This is a genomic window from Desulfosporosinus lacus DSM 15449 (genome assembly GCF_900129935.1).
In the GTDB taxonomy this organism is placed as follows: domain Bacteria; phylum Bacillota; class Desulfitobacteriia; order Desulfitobacteriales; family Desulfitobacteriaceae; genus Desulfosporosinus; species Desulfosporosinus lacus.
Genome location: NZ_FQXJ01000003.1, coordinates 671807 through 695222, shown reverse-complemented (window position 1 = coordinate 695222; position 23416 = coordinate 671807). Strand labels below are relative to the sequence as shown.

Genomic DNA, 23416 nt, shown 5'->3' with positions numbered 1-23416 from the left:
CATCATCTGGATATGTTAAGTAGTCTGCATACGTGTACTTCCTAACTTCTTTTGATAATGGCATAACATCTTCCTCCTCGCCTATATATTATACCAAATATTTCAAGGGGTTTCATGTCATGGATTAATATTCATCCATCAGCAAAAATTCTGCCAGATTTTTATGTTTGATACCTTCGATATTATCTTGCCAAAAGTCCTCCATTGTAACAACATATTTTGGATAATGATCTCTTATGCCGAGCAATACCCCAAATTCTCTCTCTACTGTTGATTCTTCCACTAATTTATAGGCTACCTGGACGTAGACTTTTTGTTCTTTTTTCACTGCCACAAAGTCAATTTCCTTATCATCGAACTTTCCAACATACACCTGGTATCCTTTGCGTTTGAGTTCTAAGAAAACTATATTTTCTAGAATTCCTGATATATCTCTATCTTTATAACCCATCACCGCATATTTCAAACCTTGGTCACCAATAAAGTATTTCTCGTTGGTTTGCAAAACCTCTTTGCCCCTCAAATCATATCTCGGAACTCGATAGATGATAAAGGCCCCTTCTAGAGCATTTAGATAATTGTATACTGTTTCTATATCAACCTTTCTCTGTTGATTTTTGAAATAATCAGCTACCTTCTTTGCAGAAAACATATTTCCAATGTTTTCAAAGACGTATTTTACTACCTTCTCCAACAGCTCAATATTTCTTATACGATTGCGCTGGACAATATCTCGCAGAATTGCGGAAGCATAAATATCATTTATGATTTTATAGGCATCCTCACGAGAATAACTAGCTGTATGAATAATTGGGAACCCACCCATTCTTATGAATCGTACTAATTCCTTATGAATATCTGTTGGATCTATTCTGGTAAGAATCTTTTTGAATTCTAGATTCTCTTTAAATGATAAAGGTGTCACATTGATTTCGATATATCTTCCTGCAATATAAGTGGCAAGTTCCGAGGATAATAACTTTGAATTTGAGCCTGTAATATAGATGTCAACATTAAAATCCACTAAAAAAGAATTGATCGCTTTTTCCCAACCCTTAACTTCCTGAATTTCGTCTAAGAGAATGTAACATTTAAGTTCACTTGAAACTTTCGATTTTACAAATGAATATAGACTTTTCGCATTATCCATATCAGAGTGTTCCATTGACTCAAAGTTGATATATATTATGTTTTCATCCTTGACTCCACGCTGTGTTAATTCCTCTTGCAACATCAATAAAATTGATGATTTACCGCTTCGTCTAATACCGGTTAGTACCTTAATTAATGGTTTATCAATAAATGGTCGCAGCTGTTCTAAATATAGTTCTCGTCTAATTATGGCAATCACCCCCTATATAGATTATACCCTATTATCGGTATAATCCAAACCATATTTATAGGTTATAACCATCTAAACCATATAAGATTTATTTGTTTTTCTGTTTTTAATTTTCTTTTAAGATTTCCCTCATTAGACCATATTCCGATTTAGAACTTTCGTGTCTCAATACAACTTTGAATGTTCTTTAAGATATAATTTTGCTGCCAACTATCTTCTTTCCTTAATACACTTGCTTAAAAACGCTCAAATTGTATAATGTTTTAGAATGCTAATCTAGAGAGTATGAGGTGGACATCTTGTTAGTTCTCCTAACAATCATTAATTCAATGCTCATGGTAACGGGGCAAACCCTCTGGAAACTAGGGGCCTCCGGAAAAGAGATACATAGCCTCGGTCAACTCCTGCGCATTTTCTTAAGCCCTTATGTGATTTCCGGCCTCGCGGTGTATGCGTTTGCTTCCGTCCTCTGGATTTATATTTTAAATAAAGGCGAGTTAAGCTATGTCTATCCGATTCAAAGCACGGCCTTTATATTTGCCCTTCTAATAGGAACAACAATTTTCAAGGAACAGCTCACGGCCTCGAAGGTCATCGGAGTTTTAGTGATTTGCCTGGGCGTAATTATTATCACTCGAAAGTAGGCATCAGTATGTGGACATCAGTTAAATATCTGCCAGAGAATCTGCCTGAAACCATTGAAATGACGCGTGAATACTACGGAGATTCCTGGATTTCAGACTCAGACTTCCTGAAGTGGCAGTATGAAGCGAACCCTGCCGGGCCGGCCATGATTCGATTAGCTCGGGATGTCGAGACCGATCAGCTGGCAGGACAATATGTTGTAATCCCCATGCGTTTTAAAGCGTTTAATGAACTCATTGAAGGAACCCTCTCCTTAAACACCCTCACCCGTCAAATCTATGGAGGACAAGGGATTTTTACCGGATTAGCCAAGGCCGTCTATCAGGACTGCGCTGAGCAAGGGTCCCTCTTTTGCTATGGGTTTCCTAATCCCAATTCCTATCCGGGATTCATCAGAAAATTAGGGTTTACAGACCTAGGAAGCGTCCCCCTCTTGCTCCGCCCCTTAAACACCAATGCTTTAGTTAGAAAAAGATTAGGTTCTTTGCTTGCTACTCTCTCCCTGCCATTTCACTTCTATTATAAGGTGAAGGACCGCTCAGATGAACGCTATGAGGTTTATCCACTTACTCCCTCAAATCTCTCTGAGATGAATGCTTTCTGGGCTAAGGTACAGGACAAATACCCCATCATGGGAATTCGTGATGCTGACTATCTCCGCTGGAGGTATTTCGATATTCCCCTTCGCGACTATCAAGTCTACGGAGTTCGCCAGAAAAATAGCACTCAGTTACTGGGATATATTGTGGGACGATGCACAGAAGTAGCCTCTATGTCTTCCGGTATGATTGTTGACTTCCTGGTTGACTCAGAGCATCCTGCCGCAGGAAACTGTCTCGTGAATACTCTTCTGCGCTTTTTTGTCGATAAGAACATGGATTTAGCCGGCTCCCTAATGATGCCTCACACCGAAGAATCCCGTATCCTTAAAGGCAATGGATTCTTTACTTGCCCAAAATCCTTCGAACCTCAGCCCTTTCCGGTCATTTACAGGAGACTTGGACCTTTAAAAGGGAATTATAAAGAAGGAGAAAAGGACGACGATCCTTTTCTCCGACTGAATCAATGGTTTTTAACTATGGGCGATTACGACGTTATATAATTTCCGTTTAGCCTTCTAAATTAGGGTTTGCTAATTTATCGACAAGTCTAGACTTTACACGGATTTACCGGTAGTTCTGCCTAAAATATGTGCATGTAAAAACAGCCTTTGGCCACAAAAACCGTCAGACCCGGCCGGGCTTGTCCAACAATCGACAGCGCTGTCGATTGTTGGACAAGCCGAAGAGGAGGATCCCACCCTTGTCGGGATTGCCCAAAGTCTGATTTTCATTACAATCAATCCAAATGATGATAGGATGAGGATGAGGATTGGTTTTGGCTAATAAAGTTTAATCTATGTAATTTAACTGCTTGTGCAGACGAAAGTTGAGTTAAGCAATGAAGAATATCTTAACCATTGATCTAGAGGAATGGTTTCACGCCAACTATCATGATGACGTTTTTGATAACCAAAAATCGTATGAAGTGCGCATTCTCCGGAACACGGAACGTCTATTAACCCTCTTTGAGGAAAACAAAGCCCAGGCCACCTTCTTTGTCCTAGGCTATGTTGCCGAAAAACATCCCCAACTGATCCGGGATATTGTAGCTGCCGGACACGAAATCGCCTCCCATGGGTATGCCCATCAACTTATTTACAAACAAACACCCAGCGAATTTAAAGAGGACGTGAGCCAAGCTAAGCAACGCGTTGAAGATATTATCGGCACAAGCGTCAAAGGCTACCGAGCCCCTTCATGGTCTATCACTCCAAAATCTCTCTGGGCCTGGGAGATCCTCCAAGACTTAGGCTTTGTTTATGATGCCAGTGTTTTTCCGATTGAAACCTATCTCTATGGCCTGCCCACCGCCCCCCGTTTTCCCTATCACCCAAAATACAATGGAAAAATACTCAAGCTGCTTGAAGTCCCTTCTTCAACGGTGCGAGTGTTAAACAAGAATCTTCCCTTCGCTGGTGGCTTTTACTTCCGAGCCCTTCCCTATCCTGTGATCGCACAGTGCATCAAAACCGTCAACAAAGAGGGTCAACCCGCGATTGTCTATCTCCACCCCCGCGAAATCGACCCAAATCAACCCCGCCTCACCCTCAGCGGCAAAGAAAGCCTCATTCATTATTACGGTATTAATGGATGCGAGCAAAAGCTGATACGCGTGCTGAAGAAGTTTGAGTTCACCTCGATAGAAAAGTATTATAGGCTTTGACACTCCCCACAGATGAATCTGGAGTAAAATTTATTTATAATAAAAAAAACGAGATGGCAGGTTTTATTCCTACAATCTCGTTTCTTATTTTACAGCCTTTAGCCTAGCGATGTCACTCCAATTACTCGCTGTAATTAACTCAACATTTAATAGGTCTTTTCTAATGGATTTGAGATCTCCACTTATCTCCGCTATATTAAACGACATCTTATCATGTTCTGCTTTATTTATCTCTGCCAAATGCTCTAAAGCCTTTAATATCTGCGTATTTTCTTTAATTTGGGTTCCTTGGTTATCTACCTTTTCTGATAGCGTAGTGATCTGTTTTCCCTGGCCGTCTACTTTTTCCGACAACGTAGTGATCTGTTTTCCCTGGCCATCTACTTTTTCCGATAACGTAGTGATCTGTTTTCCCTGGCCATCTACTTTTTCCGATAGCGTAGTGATCTGTTTTCCCTGGCCATCTACTTTTTCCGATAACGTAGTGATCTGTTTTCCCTGGCCATCTACTTTTTCTGATAACGTAGTGATCTGTTTTCCCTGGCCATCTACTTTTTCCGATAACGTAGTGATCTGATGTGATAGACCTTCAAGTGCCTGGAGGATTTTATTTTCCATCCCTTCACATCCTTCTAATCTTAAATATATCTTTAATTATATCATAGCTTGGATGAATTCACTGGACTTTTCTCCTCACAACATATGTTAATTTAAGGCATTGAGCTAAAATCATACAAGACATCATCCTAATATCCCGAAAACTTGCTTCAAGTCAATTGTAAGATCAGTAATGACTCCGCTCTTCAGTTGACAATCCTCCATGAAAATGCTTGGTCTCCCGTATTGATAGTCTTCACCTAATGTAAAAACCATGACGGTATTATCAATGGGGTGTATGATCCAATACTCTTTAACATGGTATTTCTCATAGAGAGCTAACTTTTTTACATAATCAAGGCTAATGGATGTTGGTGAGATGATTTCAATAATTAAATTCGGAGCACCTAAACAACCCTTATCATCTAATTTCGACTTGTCACATACAATCGTAAGGTCCGGTTGGACCACGTTCACTATTTGCTCGTCTTTCTGCTTTGGCTCACTAAAACGAACGTCGAAGGGCGCTGAATATATCTTGCAAGACTTGTCAGCAAGACAGCTACGAATCTGGTAGAATAATTCACCAGAAACTTCCTGGTGTCGACGAGACGGCGCAGCAATGTTGAATGCAATACCATCAAGCAATTCCCACCGCTTGTCATCAGACCACTTTAAATACTCGGCATATGAATATCTCTTATTATCCTTTTGCGCAGGCAATGACATTCACTGACACCTCCGTTAAATAGCTTAAAGCAAGCTTAAAAAATCCGGGGCAACTATAGCTATATTACAATCATACCAATTACGTGGACACGTTAATATCAAAAACTTTGCTTAAATCCACGACTAAATCAGGAAAAATTGACACTGTCACCTTATCCGTTTCGGTATACAGCTCAATCCTTCCATATCTCTTGTTATCCTCTAAAACAAAGACATTTACAAGTTTGGTGTCAGGCTCTACGATCCAATATTCCTTTACACCGACCTTTTCATAAATATTGAATTTTAAAAGCCTATCAATTCGCACTGTAGAGGGTGATAGTATTTCAATTATCAAACTAGGAACTCCATAATAACCAGTTCCTCTTAAGCGACTGTTATCACAAACGACCAATAGATCTGGCTGATAAACATTTGTAACATCTTCCTCAATGTCTTTTTCCTCAATCTCCGGCAAACGTAAATCAAACGGTGACGCAAACACCTGACACTGATTATTGCGCAAATACTCGCCAAACTGCAACATTAATTCTCTAGATATACTTTGATGCTGCCAAGTGGAAGCTGATTGCATATAGGATATTCCATCTATAATTTCCCATCGTTCAGAGTCTGGAAATTTAAGATAGTCAGCAAATGTATATTTCTCCTTTTCTTTTGACAACGACATTTGACTTCCCCCTTACTTATATTGTACCAAATATTTACATGAATAACATCTGGTCTTCTCTCTATAAATAAGACTTTTATGAATTCTTAAGTGAACTCGTTCAACTAAAGATGAATTTAAAAAAACAAGATCGAAAAGTTCTCACCCTCGATCTCAGCCTTAATCTTAACTAGTGACTACCAGTTTGTCTTGTTACTCTATATCCATATTTCGCAAGTAGTATAGTGAGTTGTTTGCCATCAATATCACGCGGAATCCTCATATAGCGACGATCTCTTCCCTAATAAAGTGCAATCGAATAATTCGAGGAACTTTGTCTTCATCAAAGTGACACCGAACTGCATCCTTTGCTCTTTCTCCAATAGCATCAAGAGAATCACTTTCAGTAAATATCGAATAACCTAAAGCTCTCGCAACATAACCGCCTTCTGGGGCTTCTTCGACCAAAAAAATAATCTCCTTGTCCATTATTTCATCTTCTTCTCTATCATTATATTCAATTATGCCACAAAAAAGCCTTCAAGAGTCATTTTTCAAGCAAAACACAGACGAAGACGGTCGCCTTAGTTACAATTATGCTTACCATAATTCATTCTGAGGTTCGGACGCGCTCTCGAACCGTCCAGCACGTCAGCGGCGTAACGTGCTGACGTGTGCAGAAAAGCGCTCCCCCCAAACTAAGCCCAAGGAGCGCCTTTCTAAAAGCCATTCCCTTAAAACTTACCCCAGAGGAGCGCTTTTCTGCTAAGCGGAAGCATCAGTGAAGTCGCGGTCCAGACGTGCGCCGACGGTTCGCGTCCCTCGTAGCGCGCCGCAGGTTCACATGCATCACGCCCTGAGGTTCGGACGCGCTCGCGAACCGTCCAGCACGTCAGCGGCGTAACTTGCTGACGCGTGTATAGAAAACTTGGCTAGCGACAAGCCGCAGGCGAAGTCGGTCGCCTTAGTTGCACTTATGCTTACCATAATTCATGCTTTCGGATAGTGCAGAAAAGCGCTCCCCCCCGTAGCCACTCAAGGCAGGCTTTGTTCAAAAAGCTCTAATCATTCCAAATCCTACTCATCATCGAGTTAAGAATAATCGCCAAACTCACTTTAAACATATAATACCCGCTCTTAAAAGGCGTAATCGACGAACTCCCGGACAAGCGTGCATCCATTTCAACAGAAATTTCTATCACCCGCAGTCTATTCTTAAGCAAAGTAACAATAGCATCGGGTTCCGGATAATCCGTGGAATAATGGGCGGACACAATCCTCAAGGCCTTTTGATTATAAGCACGAAATCCAGAGGTAGGATCCGTAAAATTCTTACGCACAACGGACTGGAGAGTTTTACTCAACAGATAGATTCCTAATCGCCGGGGCCAAGCTGATTTATATGAGGTCTTTTCGAGAAATCTCGATCCAATGGTTACGTCCGCTTCCCCAAGAAGGACAGGATCCACTAATTTCTTGATTTCTTCTCCTCTGTGCTGTCCATCCCCATCAACTTGCAAAGCCACGTCATAGTCGTTCCTTAAGGCATACAAAAACCCGGTTTGTACCGCGCCCCCTATGCCCAGATTAACAGGCAAAGAAATCACTTTTGCTCCATGGGCACGAGCAACCTCGGCGGTCTGATCAGTAGATCCATCATCTATGACCAGCACATCCAGCCAAGGGGATGTTGTAATTAGATTCCTCACAACGGGACCGATATTATCCACCTCATTTAAGGCGGGAACAATCGCTAAAATTCTCATGACTCAACGTCCTTACAGAATGGCTTATTTTCCGGATCAGCAGAGTTTTCTTCCAAGTTTTTTAAGTCATCCTCGAGCAGGGCGATCCGTTGTACCAAGACTCGATTGTTCGAACTTAATCTGGATATCTCTAAAGAGAAATGAACACATAAAACAAACACCAGAATCCCAAAAATGACGAAGATCGCAGACGGAGCATAGTAAATGCCCATCAAGTCCGCTATGTACTCTATCCCATCTTTCCAGAGGGATAAAACAATCATTCCCATTCCTGCGACAATCCAAATCAGAGAATATTCCACAGCTAAACGCCGGCGACGAACTTGCTCAACGATAAAGCCGGTTACAAGTAAGCTGATTATTAGAACGACTAATTGAACACGTGACATTAAACTTATACCCTCCTGCCCGTTCGCCGATTACCTCCAGATAATTTCCCTATGCCCTTAATAGCTATAACTAAAACCAGAGATCCTAAAAGGATCATTCCAGGCATTACCGGCAGGCGATAGCGAGCGCCATCAACTACAGTGATCATACTCACTATAAAACTGTAATAGGCAATAAAAAGTAAGAGAAAGCTGTATTTTTTCAAACTAAAAAGACTAAGCAATGCCCCAACAAGGCCCAAGAGGAGATACCATTTGTCCAGTAGAACTCCCTTGATTTTGTAGGCTCCACCTAAGGTAGGAACCGGTTGCCAAAAAAGGTCCTTTTCTTTGGCAAAGGTTCGCTGCAAAAACAGTACGGGATGTTGAATTATATAAGACACAGCCAATTGCTTATATTCCTTTTCTTGTTCGGGGATGGGCAATTTTTCGATCCGAGCTTTAACTTGGGGGTCATAGCTCGGTTGAGCAAAATAAAAGTATTGATCCGTAATAGTCAAGGGATTATTCCCCAGGTAAAACTCATAGGAACCATAATTTGAGACAGCAATGAACTGATGGTATTTGATGCCATTGCGGATCCACCAAGGGCTCATCACCACCACTGTCATCACAAGGATGACGGCAAAATCCCGCAGAGCCATTTTCAAATTCCAACCCTTGGCCCACCAAATCCAGATTCCCAAAACAGGGAAATAGAGCAACAGGAGCGGACGAACCAGGTTCGAAACCCCCATGGCTGCCCCTAAGAACAAGAGAGTTTTCAGTTTTGGCCGGTCGACTTCTTTCGCATAACGGGCTAATAGATAAAGGAAAAGTGTGATGGTAAAAACATAGGTTGCCTCTGTGAGAACGTACATCCCCCAGAAGGCAAATAACGGATATCCCAGTGTCAAGCAATAGGGGATCCAAGCATACCCCTTGCCAAACAAGAGTTCACCCGTCTTATAAGCGAACACAGCGCTGGCAGCTCCGAGCAGGGAGTGCAGAACAAGGATAACCATCTTAAAATTCATCATGCCAAATATCCCATAAATGACCGCCAAGAGCATAGGGTAGACCGGGCCTACCACATACTCTCGTGTTTGAGCGACTTCTCGGATGACACCGTCATCCCCCTGGACAAAATTCGCTGTATTCACGAGCCCATTGCCATGAAGGAAATTCTCAGCTATGTTGGAATAATGTAAACCATCGGGGGAAATAAAGTAGCCTGCCCCATATGCTCTGAAATATAGGACTTCTACAGTGAGGGCAATGAGAAATAAGAGCCCCGTAAACCACAACTTCTTTCGAAGCACGAAGTTCGAGGCACGAGATTCGAATTCTTGATTTATTCCATACTCTCTAGTCAATAATTTTCCATCCTCTGCCTATTTAGGATCATTGAGAAGTCAAAAGGCTCCCCATTGTTTTTTCATTTGTGCTTGGAATTACCCCGGTCCCACCCAAAATATAAGCTGTTTTGGTCTTTCCGCACAGTCCCTTTAAGTAAGTACTGGTATCCGAATTCAGATCCCCTTTGGGGACGAGAATCATAGGGCTTCCCGTCAAAGCTGCAAAAGCTCCTCCGGATAAGCCATCTGGGAAGGTCTCCCCCGTAGCTATGACGATTGATTCAGAATTTTGGTTAAAGTGTTTCACAATTTGTAACATCGTATCATATTTTGTATTCCCAGCCAAGCGCAAAGGACCATAGGGTTCTAAGGGACCTCCTTTGGCATCAAACGTTGTGGATACCGCAAATTTCCCTCCTACGATGATGGTTTTTGTCACCCCGAAGTCTTTTAGTATTTGCTTAGTGGCCGCGGGCAATTTGTTTTGTTCTGTCAGAAGAATTGGAATCCCTAAAGCCGCTGCCGGAGCAGAAGCCGAGAGAGCATCCGGAAAGCTGGTACTGGAAGCTAAGATCACCTGTGAACTGGGTCCAATCTTCCTGGCAATAGCGGCGGCTGTATCTGCCGCAGAATCTCCGTAGATTCGTTCATAGGATAAACCCTCTTCTACAAGGGTGTTTGTCACTGGCTTCAGTATCGCTCCCTCACCCCCAATGACATAGACTTTAGCATTAGAGGACAGACGTTTTATCTCTTGTAAAACCTCTTTGTCTAACTGATAAGGGGACGTTAAGAGTAAGGGTGCCTTAAGCTTCTTGGCCAAAGGGGCTGCCGCTAAGGCATCTTGGAAGCGGTCTACTCGTGCAAGGAGCACGACTGGGGCAGAATTGTTTGCCCAGCCTGTTTGGGCTATTTTGATCGCCGTGTCTTCTGCCCTCGTCCCATAGAGCCGCTCGATGCTTAACTCCTCGGGGTTTGGGGTTGGAGTCGGAGTCGGAGTCGGCGTTGGCGTTGGCGTTGGCGTTGGATTGGGAGTTGGCAAAGGGTTAGTGCCCTTTATTTTTTCGTACCCGACTCTGGCGCGTTCTGTGAGGTTGGCATCCAGGACTTGTCCCTGCACAACCGTCAAATAGTATTTTGCCGCAGTCTCATTAGAGGAAGCTGTCCCTTCCAGGGCTAATTTATCTGCTTCAGACAAGAGCTTTACATAGGTGTTTTGCAGGCCATTTTTAGCCTGTTCTTCAAGACTGGCGTCCAGATTCGATTGCTGTAATATTATTCCATAGTCCTGGGCAGCAGTCGCATAACTGATGCTGTCTGCAAGCGCCAATTTATCAGCTTCAGCTAAGAGCTTGTTTAAGGCACTAAGATGACCTGTTTGCGCACGTTTCTGGATAGAAGCATCCAGGTCTGGTCCCTGCAAGATTGTCCAGTAGTATTTAGCCGCACTGGCATAGGAAGTGTCGTTCTTTTCGAGCATCAAAACATCTGCTTCCGTTAACAGTTTGCCATAGGCATTAAGAATTTTCTTTTCGACAACCTCTTTATCTGTAACCGATGGGCTCTTATAAGCAGTAACGTAAAATCCTAAAGCATAATACGAACTCCAACGAGCATAGTTGTACCAGTAATCACCATTGGCGGATTCTGCACCGGTTCCTCCACCGGAATCAACCAAGCTGTCTTCATCAATCTCTAAATCTCCTAAATGAATCGAGGCCGGGGTACTCCAACGACCGGATAAGTAAGGAGGATTTACCGGGGGTAAAAGTTCCTTCGGGAATTTTGTGGCTCCCGGCGCAAAGGTTATTGCACTATTGTACTTTTGACCCATCAAACTAAACACTGAATCCTGATAAGCAGTTTTACCTGTTAAGCAATTTGGATTATTTCTTGTTGCCCAACTATTGTAACCCCAGATGGCAAAATACCAGTTTTCTAAAACATTACGGTCCCCGTCACCAATCTTGGGGTAAGCCCGCCATTTTTGGTTGAGCATCTGACAACCAATCTCAATATTATAGTCGATATCATTTTTTAATCTGTCCATAGTCGCTGTGTCCTTGGGATCGTATGAGGAAACTTGCATAATCCCAATTCCAATTCCGTCACGTCCTATTAACGGTTTATCGGTAATAGGCTGTCCGGTGGCAGTATCCAGTTCCCATTGCTTCCATCCACTCTCCATCCAAGCAACTGCTTTGAGGAGTACAGGCGGAATATTATATTTATTGGCCATATCCTCTAACTTTTCACCAATCTCATTATAATAGGCCTTCTGATCTACGGCTGCCATGACCGGTTTAGCCGGGACTAGCTGGATAATAATAAGTCCGATGATAAGTACTGCCATGATCTTCTTGACGCGTTGTGCCCCCATACTCCTACTACCCCTCTCTATGTGTCTAAGACAATATTCCATTTCTTATTCGACACCAAAGGAGAGGATTCCTGCCCAAAAACTGTTTTCCACTTGTAGAAGTGGGAGCCTTACGATTGGATAAAAAAAAGCCCCCTAAATCTAACTGATACAGTTGACCTAGCAGGGCCGAGAGCATACAAGATGAAGTTGATCGCCGCCATTTATACCAGGCGGCCGGAAAAAATCAGAAAACCAAACATCACAAAATGAAAGGTCACCAATATCGCTGACAGATCCCAGATCGGTCCTGTCCCCCAATACTTCCAGGTTTTGTTCTTGCGTTCCAGAAAGTCAAAGCCAATCATCAGTCCCGCATGATAGAGCCCATACAAGACATACTGGAGCTGGGTTCCGTGCCATACTCCCATAATGCCAAAAAGGAAGAGATAACCCACATAGGAAGCCGTATAACGATTTTTAAAGCGCTTTTTCTTAGCTGAATCAAGGACAAAACGCATGTAGATGTAATCTCTAAACCAAAATGACAACGAAATATGCCAACGGTTCCAGAAATCTTTAATATTTTTAGAAATAAAGGGTTTATCAAAGTTGATGGGAGTCTTAATACCCATCAGATAACTGACTCCGATAGCGAACGCGCTATATCCGGCAAAATTAAAGAAGAGATAAAAGCCGTAAACGTACATGTACTTAAGGGTTGGCAGGAATCCAAAGGTCTGGTTCAAGGGCTCAAGCCAATACTTATTGATAAGATAGGCGATAATAAACTTATACAGAAAGCCCCGGAAAATATAGTCCATTCCCTGGATGGCCAGCTCACCATATTCCTGCCGGGTAAGGGGTTTATAGAGATCTGTAACAAAGCGTCGGTAGCGGTCAATCGGACCGGAGGCAATGGTCGGGAAAAAGAGGACAAAACTGATGAAATCCACTAATCGAACCTCTTTAATCAACCCATCGCGAATTTCCATAATGATCCCTGCCGTACGGAAGGTTAAATAGGAAATCCCTATAAACCCGATCACAGTTTGCCAAAATCCCAACGCTATAAAACTAGGGTTAATTTTTACGATCACTAAGGGCAGAATCGCTAAGAAAGTTACCAGATAAAAGACACCGGCGCGATTTTTTCCCAGTGTACTCAGTCGATAGGACAAGTAAAGCCGTACTATAATCCATTGGAACAAAAGATAGCCTTCAATCTGATAGAGCACGCTCAGTGGTCGTCCAATGAGCAGAAGCATACCCAAGGTAGAAAGTAAGACCCAGGCAGCTCGTACTTTACCGGATACTCCGAGAATCCCAAGCAAAACTGCTGGGACCATTGGGATAAGCAAATAGATAAAAAAGGAAAAGTCCTCAAAAGGCGTCATTTATTGGCCTCCCAACAAAGCACGCCGGTCTGCCTTACCATTCGGTGTCATGGGCATTTTCTCGATGAATTTAAACCGGCGCGGGATCATATATTCGGGCAGGTGTCTGCGCAAATCTTCCTTCAGAGCAAGAGTCGCCGTAAATTCGTCTTCCACAGGCTTACTCACTGTAATAAAGGCCTGTAAATATTCCACTTTACCCCGTCGTTCAATGGGTAAAACTACAGCATTCTCAACCATCGCTAATCGCCTGAGATTTTCCTCGATTTCTCCTAATTCGATCCGGTAACCATGAAGTTTAACCTGAAAATCTAACCTGCCTTGGTAAAAGAGGAAGCCCTCTTTAAACAGCCCAGAATCTCCCGTTCGGTAAGCATTCCAAGTTACCCCTTGTTCTTGCCAGCTAAAAAAGGCCTTGGCAGTTTGCTCTGGATTGTTAAGGTAACCCACACTCACATTGGGGCCGGCAATAACCAGCTCCCCCGCCTCTCCCTCGGACAGGGTCTCAGGTCTTTGGGGCAAAATCCCCTTCTCGGCGGCTATCGTTGCCGTGAGGTGATCGGTATCACAAATGAGGACCAGAGCATCCGGTTTAACCCTTCCTACCGGAAGTGGATTAAACCCGTTCAGAATGTCCTGGGTGATGGTCAGGTTAGTTACCGCCACTGTGGCTTCGGTGGGGCCATAGAGATTTTCCACCTTTGCTCGCGGAAAGCGCTGAGCCAGTTTGGAAGCACAATCATGGGTAAGAATCTCTCCGCAGAAGAGAAAACCCTTGACCTGGGGCAACAGGGTATCATTAAAACTGGGATCCATTAAACATACCTCGGCAAAGGAAGGGGTTGATACCCAGTAACTAATTTTCGAGGAAGCCAAGGAGGCAAAGAGTTCTTTGGGGTTAGCAATTTGGTTTTTGTCCACACTCCAAAGGGTCCCTCCTGTACTTAAGGACATATATAAATCCATCACCGAAAGGTCAAAGGAAAAGGGGGCCTGATTGAGAAAGACCTCATTCATTTCCTCTGGCTGAAAGGCCGGGTTGACCCAGTTGAGAAAACTCTCTAAGGCCCCCAGGGTAATCTGAACTCCCTTGGGTACGCCTGTACTGCCGGAGGTGTAGATGATGTAGTAAACTTCATCCGGTTGTACCTGCCATGAGGATGACGGTACTTCCAATTGATATCCCTTAAGGATACTGTCCTGCCCGTCCAGGGAAATCATTTCTTCGATCATAACTTTGGGCGAGGCATCCCCTTTAGGCACAATTTGAGGAGAAAGGACTGTTCTTGCGCCAGAAGCCTCAATAATTTGCCACAGTCGCTCCGCCGGCACGGAGGAATCCACAGGAATATAAGGATGGCCTGCTTTGACGCAAGCCATAAATAATACCAGCATCTCATTTTCTTTATGCCCATACACCACAACCGGAGTTTGGCGAGTTATTCCCTCAGCTAAATTCAGTTCATGAAGCCACACTGCAGCAGCATTAGATCCGCTTTCTAAAGAAGCATAGGTTAAAGCTGAATTCCCATGTCGATGTGCCACCCGCTCCGGACATCTTATGGACCAATCATGGATTTTTTCACTAAGCATGAAACACATTCCCCATTCGCCTAAAAGTTATTGTAAATAAACGGAACTGTAGTTTGTTGCTTTTGCACTAAATAAAGAATAAACAACCCCATCAGGATAAGGTAGTAATAGGCAATTCGGCCACACCATATTAAGGTGGGATTCCATTCCTTAGGTCCCTTCCCTTTCGTGATAAAATCCGTCCAGTACTTCATCGATGTTCACCCACCCTTTCCAGCCCAAGTGCATCGTGTCCTGCAAGAAGTAAGCATCATATTCGTGATCTCCGAAATTTGCAACCGCAAACCCTCTGTCCTTGATCATCTTCTCAGCTCGTAAATAATACGCCTTACGTTCATCTATCGGAAAACCTGTATAATCATACCAAGTTCCATTGACTGGCACAATAATAAACATCGGTTGAGCCTTAGTCTCTTGGAGCAAATTCAACAATAGCTCCAGATCCTGGTATTCAGGCGAGGGATATAGTCCTGAATGGGGCGATGAATTCCTATTCTCCGCGAGCTTGGGTTGTATATTCTCTGAATAGTACTGATCTAAGATGCCAAAGCGATTATTTTGGGCCATTTTTTCACCCTGCCTGGTGGCCTTCTCTTTTAATTCCTGCCATGAGGCAAGAGGCGGTGCCGTTACAGCAGCATTTATTGAAACACTTTTTGGGTTGATTAGCCGGGCGTAGGCAATGGTTTTTAACGCGTCTTGAGCTTCGAGGGCGGCCATTTCAACTCTTCCCCGAACTGCTAATCTCAGACTCCCAAAGCTTGGTTTTTGGCTTGTAAGCAAGTGCTGGTTTAGAAGCGCATAGAGAGTGGGTTGCTCCTCAAAGGCTTCGGGAAAGTCTAAGAGGCGGGTTATTAATGAAGTTTTAGTCTCTGCAGATAAAGAGGAGTTAAAAACCATTTGATAGGCGTGGAGCGGGGAAAAATTCTGTTTAAAATACGCGGGACTGATTCCTTCCGGAGTAAACCATTGTGCAGAAAGTATTACGGCAATTTTTTTGCCCTTAAGAGACTCTCCTAAAGCTGCCATGTTTAGAGCATGGATAATGTCCTGGGTCCCTCCTCTCCCCACAAGAAAAGGGGCAAACCCGGTGGGTTTTCCCTCAAAAAGAAGTGACGGATGAAATTCCGAGACAGCCGAAAATTCTGAAGACCCGTAAACAGGAAGAATATCCGGGGACTCCAGGGCTTTTTCCTGCAAGATCGTACCCTGAAAACTTACAGGAGTTTGGGAGCCGCCGATGGTTTGGGTAACGCCTTGTTTAAGCCAAAAAAGCCCCACAACCTGTTGAGTCAGTGGGCCCATCCAAACTATTGTTACAGCAAAGAGAAGCACGGCAATAAGCATTGGCCCTAGTCGACTTCGAATCATCAACCCCTACGCTCCTCCAGGTAAGCAATGATTTTATTGGCGGTCTCCCATTCCTCACGTTCCATTTCTGTTGGGGCCACTTCAATGGCCAGCTGCTCGTGAATGGCCACAAATAATTCAATGATTCCAAAGGAATCAAGCAATCCATTCTTAAATAATTCCAGATCCGGGTTCCGCTTTATCTCATCTGTACCACAAATATCGGTAAGTATATCAAGAATCTTTTCTCTTATCACGTTTATTCCTCCTCTATGCAAGAACCTTCTTTTCCTATTCGACAAGATAGAAAGCAGTTCCTCCCTGAAACGTCCTGCTTTTTATGAATTGTTCTTAGTATTCTTTAGATCCTTCCCCAATAAATCATAACCATTTATTGGTTATTTATCCCTTATTTTCATTTTAGAGTTATGCTAAAGGTGTTACATTTGTCACATCAGAATTGGCTAAATACTGATTTTAGACCAAGACAAGAAGTTGTCATAGCGCCATTACCCTATACTTTATCCTGAAAGACCTTGCCCCTGAACCTCTTCACGATTCAAACTTAGTTTGCGCGAGACGGCGCTAAGCGAGAACCTTAGAACATTTTTAAGTAATAGACTTGATCCAATCAAGACTAGAATATAAAGACTAAGGGACAGTACTTTGTTTGGCAAAACATAAGGCAGACAGAGCTTATACATGAAAACAGCCTCAAATAAATAAATTTCATAGGAAATCGAACCAATAAACCCAAGCAACCTTGAATAAAGCCCAAATCGCTCCAAAATAATCATCAACGAGACAGTCGCTATGGCGAAACCTAAATTAGAGAGCATGTAAGGTCCTAAACCGAGGGCATTATCCTTGAGGTTAATGAAATATACCGCCAAGCCTGCGATCCCGCTAAAGCTAAATAGTATTGTAATGATTTTCTCACTTAAGTTTTGCAGTCTTACTAGGGCGAAGAGTGCTCCCAGCGGGAACATGACAGCGTGAAGACCCCATTGCCAATAAACTGGTTCCGTGAAACTCACCCTAGAATGATATCGTAAAAGATAGGCAAATCCGAATAGCAACCCGACTTTCAAAACATTAGGTAGCTTAAGGCTGAATACAAGATAGAAAACCAGATACCACATCAAGATAAAGGATATGTACCACATCGTGGCATCCAAAGTGAATTGAAAATCCAAGCCTATTAAAGAAAGCGCGATTGTCCATGTGGGATAAATTATGCCTTTAGTATAATCATACAAAAACCATATCAGAGTCACTAAGGAATAAGGAAGCAATACAGTTCGTAACCGCCGTACAAGGAATTTATGATCGATCCCATTTTTTAAAAAGGATGTTGTCATTCCATAGCCCGAAAGTATTAAGAAAATGGCCACCCCTTGTGCGCCTAAATAACCAAAGGCTGCGTTCTGGCTGTTAATGAACTTTGTCACAAACAGGTGCCCGAAAACAACCAAAAGGATCGCAATTCCTTTTAGCTGTTCTGATGATCGTTTATTCATTAGTAAGCCCCTTTACCGGAGAAGACGACGGAGAAAGTTTTCCACAAAATCGATAAATCCAACCAGATATTCCATCGCCTGACGTATTCCACATCATAGGCGAGGGTTTCTCCCAAGGTTAGTTCACTCCGCCCGTTGACTTGGGCTAATCCAGTGACCCCCGGCAAGACGTTAAGGCGCAGGCGTTGTTCTGGCGTGTAGTGTTTTGCAATATCCGGAACCTCCGGGCGAGGTCCTACAAGACTCATATTGCCAAGCAAAATATTTAGGAGCTGAGGGAGTTCATCCAAACTGGTTTTACGCAAAAACTTCCCGCTCCGTGTAATCCGGGGATCATTTTTCTCCTGGAAAACGAAGTTTTCGAGATTTTCAACTTTTTCCAGCTTTGACTTCATTAAGGCATCCGCATTCGCTGACATCGTCCTGAACTTATAAATAGTATAGGGCTTGCCCCAAAGTCCCACCCGGGTTTGTGTGAAAATGGCCGGTCCCGAAGAATCCAAGCGAATCCAAAGGACTATAAAAAGCCACAACGGTGATATGATCACAAGAAGAACAACAGCGACTAAAAGGTCAAGCAGCCGCTTCAGCGCAAGTTGCCAACGTGAATACATAAGCTCTTTACTTTCAGCAGATGCCGCCAATCTCTGACCCATTGGTTTGTCTCCTTTCCCTATCTTACTTGCGAAAACCCTCGACAATTCGTTCGACAGCTTCAATGACATCTTCCGTATCTTGCTTACTCATCTTCGGATAAAGGGGCAAGGAGATAATACGTTCAAAGGTCGTTTCAGCCTGGGGAAAATCTCCTTTTTGGAAACCGAAGGTATCTCTATAGAAGGGATGCATTGGCACAGGAATAAAGTGCACACTCGTTCCAATCTGTTCCTTCTTCAATTCTTCGATAAACTCTGTTCTGTCTATGGATAGTTTCTCCAGATTTAGCTTTATGATATACAGATGCCAAGCATGGCGGGCATATTCCTTTTCAGGAGGAATTTCCAGTTCGGGCATTTTGCCGAATGCTTCGTTAAATCGCTCGGCTATTTCCAGTCGAACTCCCTGCATGCGCTCGAGCTTTGCCAATTGGGACAGACCGAGAGCCGCCTGAATATCCGTCATATTGTATTTATATCCGGGATGGAGAATTTCGTAGTACCAGGAACCTGACGCCGAATAGCGGTTCCAGGCATTTCGGCTCATGCCATGTGAACTCATTATCCTGATTTTATCGGCAAGGGCCTCATCGTTCGTGGTGACCATGCCCCCTTCTCCCGTCGCCAAGTTCTTTGTGGCGTAGAAAGAAAATGCCGTTGCATTCCCGATGGTACCGATTAATTTCCCTTTGTACTTAGTATACACAGCATGGGCTGCATCCTCTAGTACAAAAAGATTATATTCCTTGGCCAGCTCCATAATTTCATCCATTTCACACGGATGTCCGGCAAGATGAACCGGAATAATGGCTTTAGTCCGGGGGGTTATCTTTTTACGAACTTCGTTGACATCGATGTTCATCGTCACCGGGTCGATATCTGCAAAGATTGGTGTTGCTCCGGTATGAATAATAACGTTTGCAGAGGAAGCAAAGGTCATGGGAGTTGTGATCACTTCATCCCCTTCACCGATTCCCGCAGCCACCAGCGCGAGATGCAACCCTGCCGTGCAGGAGTTCACAGCTATAGCATATTTGACTCCGATATACTCAGCAAAGCGTTTCTCGAACTCGTGGGTTTTGGGTCCCTTGGTAATCCAATTTGATCTGAGACTGTCCACAACTTCAGCAATATCATCCTCTTCAATAAGAGGCAAACCGTAGGTTAAAAATTCTTTACGCATTGGATTTATGTCTCCTTTCAAATTCGAGCATATAAAGAATTAAACTTATCCTTTCTGACTGGTTCGGAGTAATCGCCGATACACGGCTTCCATTTGAGTTACATTTTTTTGCCAATCATAGTGCTTTAGCACATTTGCCCTTCCTTGTCGGCCTAAGCTATCCCTCAGGGCAGGATCTTTAATGAGACGTTCCATAGCCTCGCCTAACTCGGTGATATTCTCTGAAGAAACAAGTAAACCTGTCTCTCCTTCTATAATTACTTCGGTTAATCCGCCAACCCTGCTGGCAATCACGGGACGGGCGCAGGCCGATCCTTCCACTGCTGTTACACCAAAGCTCTCTTGACGGGAAGGAATGACCACAATATCAATACTTCGATAGAAATCAGCAACCTTAGCATTAGGAAGTTGCCCCAGCCATTCAATATATGCGCTAACTCCAAGCTTCTCTGCCAAGTCCTCTAGCTGGCCGCGCTGTGGACCTTCCCCCGCAATCCGCAGACGCGTCTGAGGAAAATGACCATGAACCTGAGCAAAGGCCCCGATCAAAAGATCTAATCCATACACAGAGTGCAGGCCTTTGGCAATGCCGAACACTACGAGATTGTCTGTACTGCCGCTGCCGCTTTTAGGATAAGAAACCTGTTCTCCCTGGGGGGGAGAAAAGTGAGTGGTATCCACTCCAAAGGGAATAATTTCTATAGCTTGTTCCGAGCCAATATAGCGATGCATCTCCTGGGCCATTATTTCACTGCTTGAGCATAGCACATCTGCACGACTCAGAATCCATTTTAACAGTCTTCGATGCAAAAAGGAGGTTCGGGGAAAGGAAAAAATATCACTGCCCCAGGCGGAAATAACCAAAGGATGCCTGCGGGTTAACGCTCCCAGCAAGCCAAAGCTCGTTGCATAATGGGAATGGATCAGATCCGGTTTAATCTCGGCGACCTTTTCCCTGACCCAAGTCTGGCGCAATAGTACATCCACCTTATCACCGGCCAAGCGAGGTATGACATGCACTTTAATCTTTGGCAGCTCTGCAGAGAGAAAACTTAGGATTTCTACCTCCCACCCTCGTTCTGACAGAGCTATGGCCCATTTCTCGGTATGAGTGCTGGCTGCGTTGGCCAATAAGCAAAGTTTAGCCATCCCAGCCCTCTCCCCAAGGTTTCCATTGAATGGCTAGACTCAATCCCCAGAAAGCCCAAACCATAGGGTCTTCGAAAAACCGTCCTTCCCCCTGGGAGCTGAGCCAAACCACGAAAATACTAATTAAGATTGCTTGTGCAAAAGAATTCATCTGATTCAACACACGCAAATTCATACTCGCTATAATAATAAGAAAAACAAACATGCTCACAAGGCCAAGTATGCCCATCTCAGCCGCTACCGTAATTAAACTGGTATGAGAACGAGTGACCGCATCACTCCAAGGCACCAGATAATGGTAGGGCTGTTCTATTGCCCACTGAAAATTTCCCAACCCCACTCCGGTCAAGGGATTTTCGATAAACATGGCCCAACCACCCTTGATCAGGTGCTCACGCTGTCCGAGAGCGCTCATCCCGGTGAAGAGTGTTTCAAACCGGATGCGGATACTTGGGATGAGATAAATAGCAATTGCCCCCACCCCTCCAAGCCCCAGTATACTCCAAGGCGTCCTGGGATTTTTCGCTGAGCTAAGGGCTATAATAACAATTCCTATCAGCAGGGTCAACCATCCTGTTCGCGAAAACGTAACTCCCAGAGCTGCCACTTGGATAAGGAGTGCCAAGGCAGTTCCGATATTTAAAAACCATTCCCGCCGCACGAGAAGGAGTAAAGTCCCCAGGATAGAGATATTCAAATAACGTGCAAACAGATTAGGATCGATGAAACTTGCATTCACCCTTCGTACTCCGGAGATATTAATACCTCCGCCCCAAATCCAGTTCCCACTCAGATATTGGGCTAATCCAATGATTGCAGTAAGAGTCGCCATAGCAAAAATCACCTTAAACACTCGGTCAAAGACTGTTTTTCGGTCCGCACCCAAAGCCATGCTTATCCCGACAGCAAATAGAAGAAGCAAGCGCACCCCTTCATTAATCGTTGTTTGTGGTTGCAAGCTTGTAATCAGTGAAACAAGGACGGCGATGAACAAGGGAATGACCGCCCAAATCAATGGAACCCCAGCAAGACGCTTTAAGGTCTTCCCTATTCCTAATTGAACAAAGCGCACTGCTCCCCAAGCTAACAAGAGAATCATCCCTATGCGCAAAAAGGTTAAAGAGGTTGGTGTTTCCGCACCGCTTTGATAGGGGGGGAACAGCACTTTACTGATATCCCAAGGCACCAAAGCAAAAAACAAGGGAATAATCCAATCACCCCACCGTTTCACACAGCCACTTCCTCTCATTTATAAACTTCTTACCTTCCGGCTATTTCAGCTCTTTTAGCCACTGACTGACAATACTGTCCCAAGAATAATGCTCTTCTACATAGCGCCTGCCGTTCTCTCCCATAGACTTTCCCTGGTCACTTAACTCGTATAGGGAACGAATGGCTTGGGCCATCTCAACAGGGTTTTCCGGTTCAACGGTAAGTCCCGCTCCGGCCTCCCTGATCAGCTCTACGGCTTCCCCTTCTCCACTATAGATAACAGGAACCGCACAGCCCATGGCCGGAAACATCTTAGACGGACGTGCCCCTTCAAAGAGTTTTAGCTTCTTTAAGGGAATTATACTTCCCGCAGCTAAGGACAAATAGCGTGGCATATCTGTAACCGGTTGAAATCCGAGAAATTGCACATTTGGCAACTTCATTTCTCTCGCCATTTCTTCAAGTCTCGGTTTTTCCGTCCCATCCCCTAGAAAGAGAAAATGATACTGTGGTTCAGAACGCAATAAGTTAGCTGCTTCCAATACACTTTCTAACCCCTGCGCGTATCCCATCGTTCCGGTATAGACCAAAACAAATTTATCTTGAAGTCCCAGCTTTTCCTTAAATTCTTGATCTGGTGGAAGGGAGCGAAAGAGATCGAGGTTTACTCCGTTAGGCAAAAAAGCGATTTTCTCAGCCGGTATTCCCCGTTTTATCCAGGTGTCGCGAATTCCTAATGTCACCGCAGACAGTTTCCAAGAACGATTGTACAGCCAAGTTTCCAGTGCCTCTGTCATTCGGATCATGGTCTTATTGCTAACCAACCCCAAAGCTACTGCGGATTCCGGCCAGAGATCTGACACATTAAACACCAGGCGGGCACGTTTAATCCAGCTTCCGAGTACAGCAGTCATCCCCAGAAATAGTGGCGGGGACTCCACGAAAAGGACGTCACAAGGCCCTGCCTTTAGGATTCCCCATAAAGACGAAAAGGTAAACGAAAAATAATTTAAAAGGCGTTTCCAAAAATGTCCCCGTTGCACAGGGTAAACCCAGGTTCGGTAGACGGGTAATCCTTCCACTTCATCTTTCATCGACCAATATCCTCGATACTTTGGCGGAATCACCCCTGAGGGATGATTAGGAAAGGCAGTGACAATGACAACCTCATGCCCCTGGCGCTGCAATCCTTTTGCCAGTTCTTTAAGCCGCACTTGAGCAGCCCCTGTTTCCGGAGGAAAGTATTGGGTCAAAATTAAAAATCGCATTGATTTACCT

General features: G+C 43.9%; 24 protein-coding genes. 3 read left to right on the top strand and 21 right to left on the bottom strand.

What is annotated here, in order from left to right; all coding sequences use genetic code 11:
- Positions 1 to 124 precede the first annotated feature (124 nt).
- Positions 125 to 1351: an ATP-binding protein gene (locus BUB11_RS03360; RefSeq protein WP_242947438.1), complete on the bottom strand. Its 1227-nt coding sequence runs from the start codon at positions 1349 to 1351 to the stop codon at positions 125 to 127.
- A 281-nt stretch (positions 1352 to 1632) separates the two neighbouring features.
- On the opposite strand from BUB11_RS03360, the gene BUB11_RS03355 reads away from it, so the two are divergent.
- The gene (locus BUB11_RS03355; protein ID WP_242947437.1) at positions 1633 to 1986 is read left to right on the top strand and encodes an EamA family transporter; all 354 of its coding nucleotides are present in this window, start codon (positions 1633 to 1635) and stop codon (positions 1984 to 1986) included.
- Between the two features lie 8 nt (positions 1987 to 1994).
- Positions 1995 to 3089, top strand: coding sequence for a GNAT family N-acetyltransferase (locus tag BUB11_RS03350; RefSeq protein ID WP_073027854.1), 1095 nt, complete (start codon positions 1995 to 1997; stop codon positions 3087 to 3089).
- Positions 3090 to 3143: 54 nt separating this feature from the next.
- On the opposite strand, the gene BUB11_RS27415 is transcribed toward BUB11_RS03350, so the two are convergent.
- Entirely contained in the window at positions 3144 to 3320 is a 177-nt protein-coding gene (locus tag BUB11_RS27415) for a hypothetical protein (RefSeq protein ID WP_159436891.1), read from the bottom strand.
- A gap of 107 nt (positions 3321 to 3427) precedes the next feature.
- On the opposite strand from BUB11_RS27415, the gene BUB11_RS03345 reads away from it, so the two are divergent.
- On the top strand, positions 3428 to 4252 hold the full coding sequence (locus tag BUB11_RS03345; RefSeq protein ID WP_073027852.1) for an XrtA system polysaccharide deacetylase: 825 nt from the start codon (positions 3428 to 3430) through the stop codon (positions 4250 to 4252).
- Between the two features lie 84 nt (positions 4253 to 4336).
- Here BUB11_RS03345 and BUB11_RS28145 read toward each other — a convergent pair whose 3' ends face one another.
- The 19 genes from BUB11_RS28145 to BUB11_RS03255 form a co-directional block, all read right to left on the bottom strand.
- On the bottom strand, positions 4337 to 4870 hold the full coding sequence (locus BUB11_RS28145; protein WP_242947436.1) for a hypothetical protein: 534 nt from the start codon (positions 4868 to 4870) through the stop codon (positions 4337 to 4339).
- Positions 4871 to 4993: 123 nt separating this feature from the next.
- Complete coding sequence (locus BUB11_RS03335) at positions 4994 to 5578, bottom strand: Uma2 family endonuclease (RefSeq protein ID WP_084110135.1); 585 nt, start codon at positions 5576 to 5578, stop codon at positions 4994 to 4996.
- A gap of 79 nt (positions 5579 to 5657) precedes the next feature.
- Positions 5658 to 6248: a Uma2 family endonuclease gene (locus tag BUB11_RS03330; protein ID WP_073027851.1), complete on the bottom strand. Its 591-nt coding sequence runs from the start codon at positions 6246 to 6248 to the stop codon at positions 5658 to 5660.
- Between the two features lie 258 nt (positions 6249 to 6506).
- Entirely contained in the window at positions 6507 to 6716 is a 210-nt protein-coding gene (locus BUB11_RS03325) for a 2-oxoisovalerate dehydrogenase (protein WP_073027849.1), read from the bottom strand.
- A 572-nt stretch (positions 6717 to 7288) separates the two neighbouring features.
- A complete protein-coding gene (locus BUB11_RS03320; RefSeq protein ID WP_073027848.1) occupies positions 7289 to 7993 on the bottom strand; it encodes a glycosyltransferase family 2 protein in 705 nt (234 codons plus the stop codon).
- The gene (locus BUB11_RS03315) at positions 7990 to 8382 is read right to left on the bottom strand and encodes a DUF2304 domain-containing protein (RefSeq protein ID WP_073027846.1); all 393 of its coding nucleotides are present in this window, start codon (positions 8380 to 8382) and stop codon (positions 7990 to 7992) included. The genes BUB11_RS03320 and BUB11_RS03315 overlap by 4 nt, the downstream gene beginning before the upstream one ends.
- Positions 8383 to 8387: 5 nt before the next feature.
- A complete protein-coding gene (locus BUB11_RS03310; protein ID WP_242947435.1) occupies positions 8388 to 9737 on the bottom strand; it encodes an ArnT family glycosyltransferase in 1350 nt (449 codons plus the stop codon).
- Between the two features lie 28 nt (positions 9738 to 9765).
- Entirely contained in the window at positions 9766 to 12099 is a 2334-nt protein-coding gene (locus BUB11_RS03305) for a cell wall-binding repeat-containing protein (RefSeq protein ID WP_073027844.1), read from the bottom strand.
- 203 nt (positions 12100 to 12302) lie between these two features.
- Positions 12303 to 13475 carry a D-alanyl-lipoteichoic acid biosynthesis protein DltB gene (dltB, locus tag BUB11_RS03300; protein WP_073027843.1) on the bottom strand — a complete coding sequence of 391 codons (1173 nt, stop codon included), beginning with the start codon at positions 13473 to 13475 and terminating at the stop codon, positions 12303 to 12305.
- Positions 13476 to 15068: a D-alanine--poly(phosphoribitol) ligase subunit DltA gene (dltA, locus tag BUB11_RS03295; RefSeq protein WP_073027841.1), complete on the bottom strand. Its 1593-nt coding sequence runs from the start codon at positions 15066 to 15068 to the stop codon at positions 13476 to 13478. It lies immediately after the preceding gene.
- Between the two features lie 20 nt (positions 15069 to 15088).
- On the bottom strand, positions 15089 to 15262 hold the full coding sequence (locus BUB11_RS29025; protein ID WP_143159027.1) for a teichoic acid D-Ala incorporation-associated protein DltX: 174 nt from the start codon (positions 15260 to 15262) through the stop codon (positions 15089 to 15091).
- On the bottom strand, positions 15219 to 16439 hold the full coding sequence (gene dltD, locus BUB11_RS03290) for a D-alanyl-lipoteichoic acid biosynthesis protein DltD (protein ID WP_073027840.1): 1221 nt from the start codon (positions 16437 to 16439) through the stop codon (positions 15219 to 15221). Before dltD ends, BUB11_RS29025 begins: the two co-directional genes overlap by 44 nt.
- A complete protein-coding gene (gene dltC, locus BUB11_RS03285) occupies positions 16439 to 16675 on the bottom strand; it encodes a D-alanine--poly(phosphoribitol) ligase subunit DltC (protein WP_073027838.1) in 237 nt (78 codons plus the stop codon). Before dltC ends, dltD begins: the two co-directional genes overlap by 1 nt.
- A gap of 264 nt (positions 16676 to 16939) precedes the next feature.
- Complete coding sequence (locus BUB11_RS03280; RefSeq protein ID WP_073027837.1) at positions 16940 to 17938, bottom strand: acyltransferase family protein; 999 nt, start codon at positions 17936 to 17938, stop codon at positions 16940 to 16942.
- Positions 17938 to 18594 carry a sugar transferase gene (locus BUB11_RS03275; protein ID WP_200797855.1) on the bottom strand — a complete coding sequence of 219 codons (657 nt, stop codon included), beginning with the start codon at positions 18592 to 18594 and terminating at the stop codon, positions 17938 to 17940. Before BUB11_RS03275 ends, BUB11_RS03280 begins: the two co-directional genes overlap by 1 nt.
- A 22-nt stretch (positions 18595 to 18616) precedes the next feature.
- Positions 18617 to 19777, bottom strand: coding sequence for a UDP-4-amino-4,6-dideoxy-N-acetyl-beta-L-altrosamine transaminase (gene pseC / locus BUB11_RS03270; protein WP_143159026.1), 1161 nt, complete (start codon positions 19775 to 19777; stop codon positions 18617 to 18619).
- Positions 19778 to 19822: 45 nt separating this feature from the next.
- The gene (locus BUB11_RS03265) at positions 19823 to 20926 is read right to left on the bottom strand and encodes a glycosyltransferase (RefSeq protein WP_073027835.1); all 1104 of its coding nucleotides are present in this window, start codon (positions 20924 to 20926) and stop codon (positions 19823 to 19825) included.
- The gene (locus BUB11_RS03260) at positions 20919 to 22157 is read right to left on the bottom strand and encodes an O-antigen ligase family protein (protein ID WP_073027834.1); all 1239 of its coding nucleotides are present in this window, start codon (positions 22155 to 22157) and stop codon (positions 20919 to 20921) included. Before BUB11_RS03260 ends, BUB11_RS03265 begins: the two co-directional genes overlap by 8 nt.
- A 40-nt stretch (positions 22158 to 22197) precedes the next feature.
- A complete protein-coding gene (locus BUB11_RS03255) occupies positions 22198 to 23406 on the bottom strand; it encodes a glycosyltransferase family 4 protein (RefSeq protein ID WP_073027832.1) in 1209 nt (402 codons plus the stop codon).
- Positions 23407 to 23416: the final 10 nt, after the last annotated feature.

What these genes read in the sequence shown, in the direction of transcription:
- BUB11_RS03350 (WP_073027854.1), top strand. Translation starts at nt 1,995, where the DNA reads ATGTGGACATCAGTTAAATATCTGCCAGAGAATCTGCCTGAAACCATT.
- BUB11_RS27415 (WP_159436891.1), bottom strand. Translation starts at nt 3,320, where the DNA reads ATGAAAATCAGACTTTGGGCAATCCCGACAAGGGTGGGATCCTCCTCT.
- BUB11_RS03345 (WP_073027852.1), top strand. Translation starts at nt 3,428, where the DNA reads ATGAAGAATATCTTAACCATTGATCTAGAGGAATGGTTTCACGCCAAC.
- BUB11_RS28145 (WP_242947436.1), bottom strand. Translation starts at nt 4,870, where the DNA reads ATGGAAAATAAAATCCTCCAGGCACTTGAAGGTCTATCACATCAGATC.
- BUB11_RS03335 (WP_084110135.1), bottom strand. Translation starts at nt 5,578, where the DNA reads ATGTCATTGCCTGCGCAAAAGGATAATAAGAGATATTCATATGCCGAG.
- BUB11_RS03330 (WP_073027851.1), bottom strand. Translation starts at nt 6,248, where the DNA reads ATGTCGTTGTCAAAAGAAAAGGAGAAATATACATTTGCTGACTATCTT.
- BUB11_RS03325 (WP_073027849.1), bottom strand. Translation starts at nt 6,716, where the DNA reads ATGGACAAGGAGATTATTTTTTTGGTCGAAGAAGCCCCAGAAGGCGGT.
- BUB11_RS03320 (WP_073027848.1), bottom strand. Translation starts at nt 7,993, where the DNA reads ATGAGAATTTTAGCGATTGTTCCCGCCTTAAATGAGGTGGATAATATC.
- BUB11_RS03315 (WP_073027846.1), bottom strand. Translation starts at nt 8,382, where the DNA reads ATGTCACGTGTTCAATTAGTCGTTCTAATAATCAGCTTACTTGTAACC.
- BUB11_RS03305 (WP_073027844.1), bottom strand. Translation starts at nt 12,099, where the DNA reads ATGGGGGCACAACGCGTCAAGAAGATCATGGCAGTACTTATCATCGGA.
- dltB (WP_073027843.1), bottom strand. Translation starts at nt 13,475, where the DNA reads ATGACGCCTTTTGAGGACTTTTCCTTTTTTATCTATTTGCTTATCCCA.
- dltA (WP_073027841.1), bottom strand. Translation starts at nt 15,068, where the DNA reads ATGCTTAGTGAAAAAATCCATGATTGGTCCATAAGATGTCCGGAGCGG.
- BUB11_RS29025 (WP_143159027.1), bottom strand. Translation starts at nt 15,262, where the DNA reads ATGAAGTACTGGACGGATTTTATCACGAAAGGGAAGGGACCTAAGGAA.
- dltD (WP_073027840.1), bottom strand. Translation starts at nt 16,439, where the DNA reads ATGATTCGAAGTCGACTAGGGCCAATGCTTATTGCCGTGCTTCTCTTT.
- BUB11_RS03280 (WP_073027837.1), bottom strand. Translation starts at nt 17,938, where the DNA reads ATGAATAAACGATCATCAGAACAGCTAAAAGGAATTGCGATCCTTTTG.
- BUB11_RS03275 (WP_200797855.1), bottom strand. Translation starts at nt 18,594, where the DNA reads ATGGGTCAGAGATTGGCGGCATCTGCTGAAAGTAAAGAGCTTATGTAT.
- pseC (WP_143159026.1), bottom strand. Translation starts at nt 19,777, where the DNA reads ATGCGTAAAGAATTTTTAACCTACGGTTTGCCTCTTATTGAAGAGGAT.
- BUB11_RS03265 (WP_073027835.1), bottom strand. Translation starts at nt 20,926, where the DNA reads ATGGCTAAACTTTGCTTATTGGCCAACGCAGCCAGCACTCATACCGAG.
- BUB11_RS03255 (WP_073027832.1), bottom strand. Translation starts at nt 23,406, where the DNA reads ATGCGATTTTTAATTTTGACCCAATACTTTCCTCCGGAAACAGGGGCT.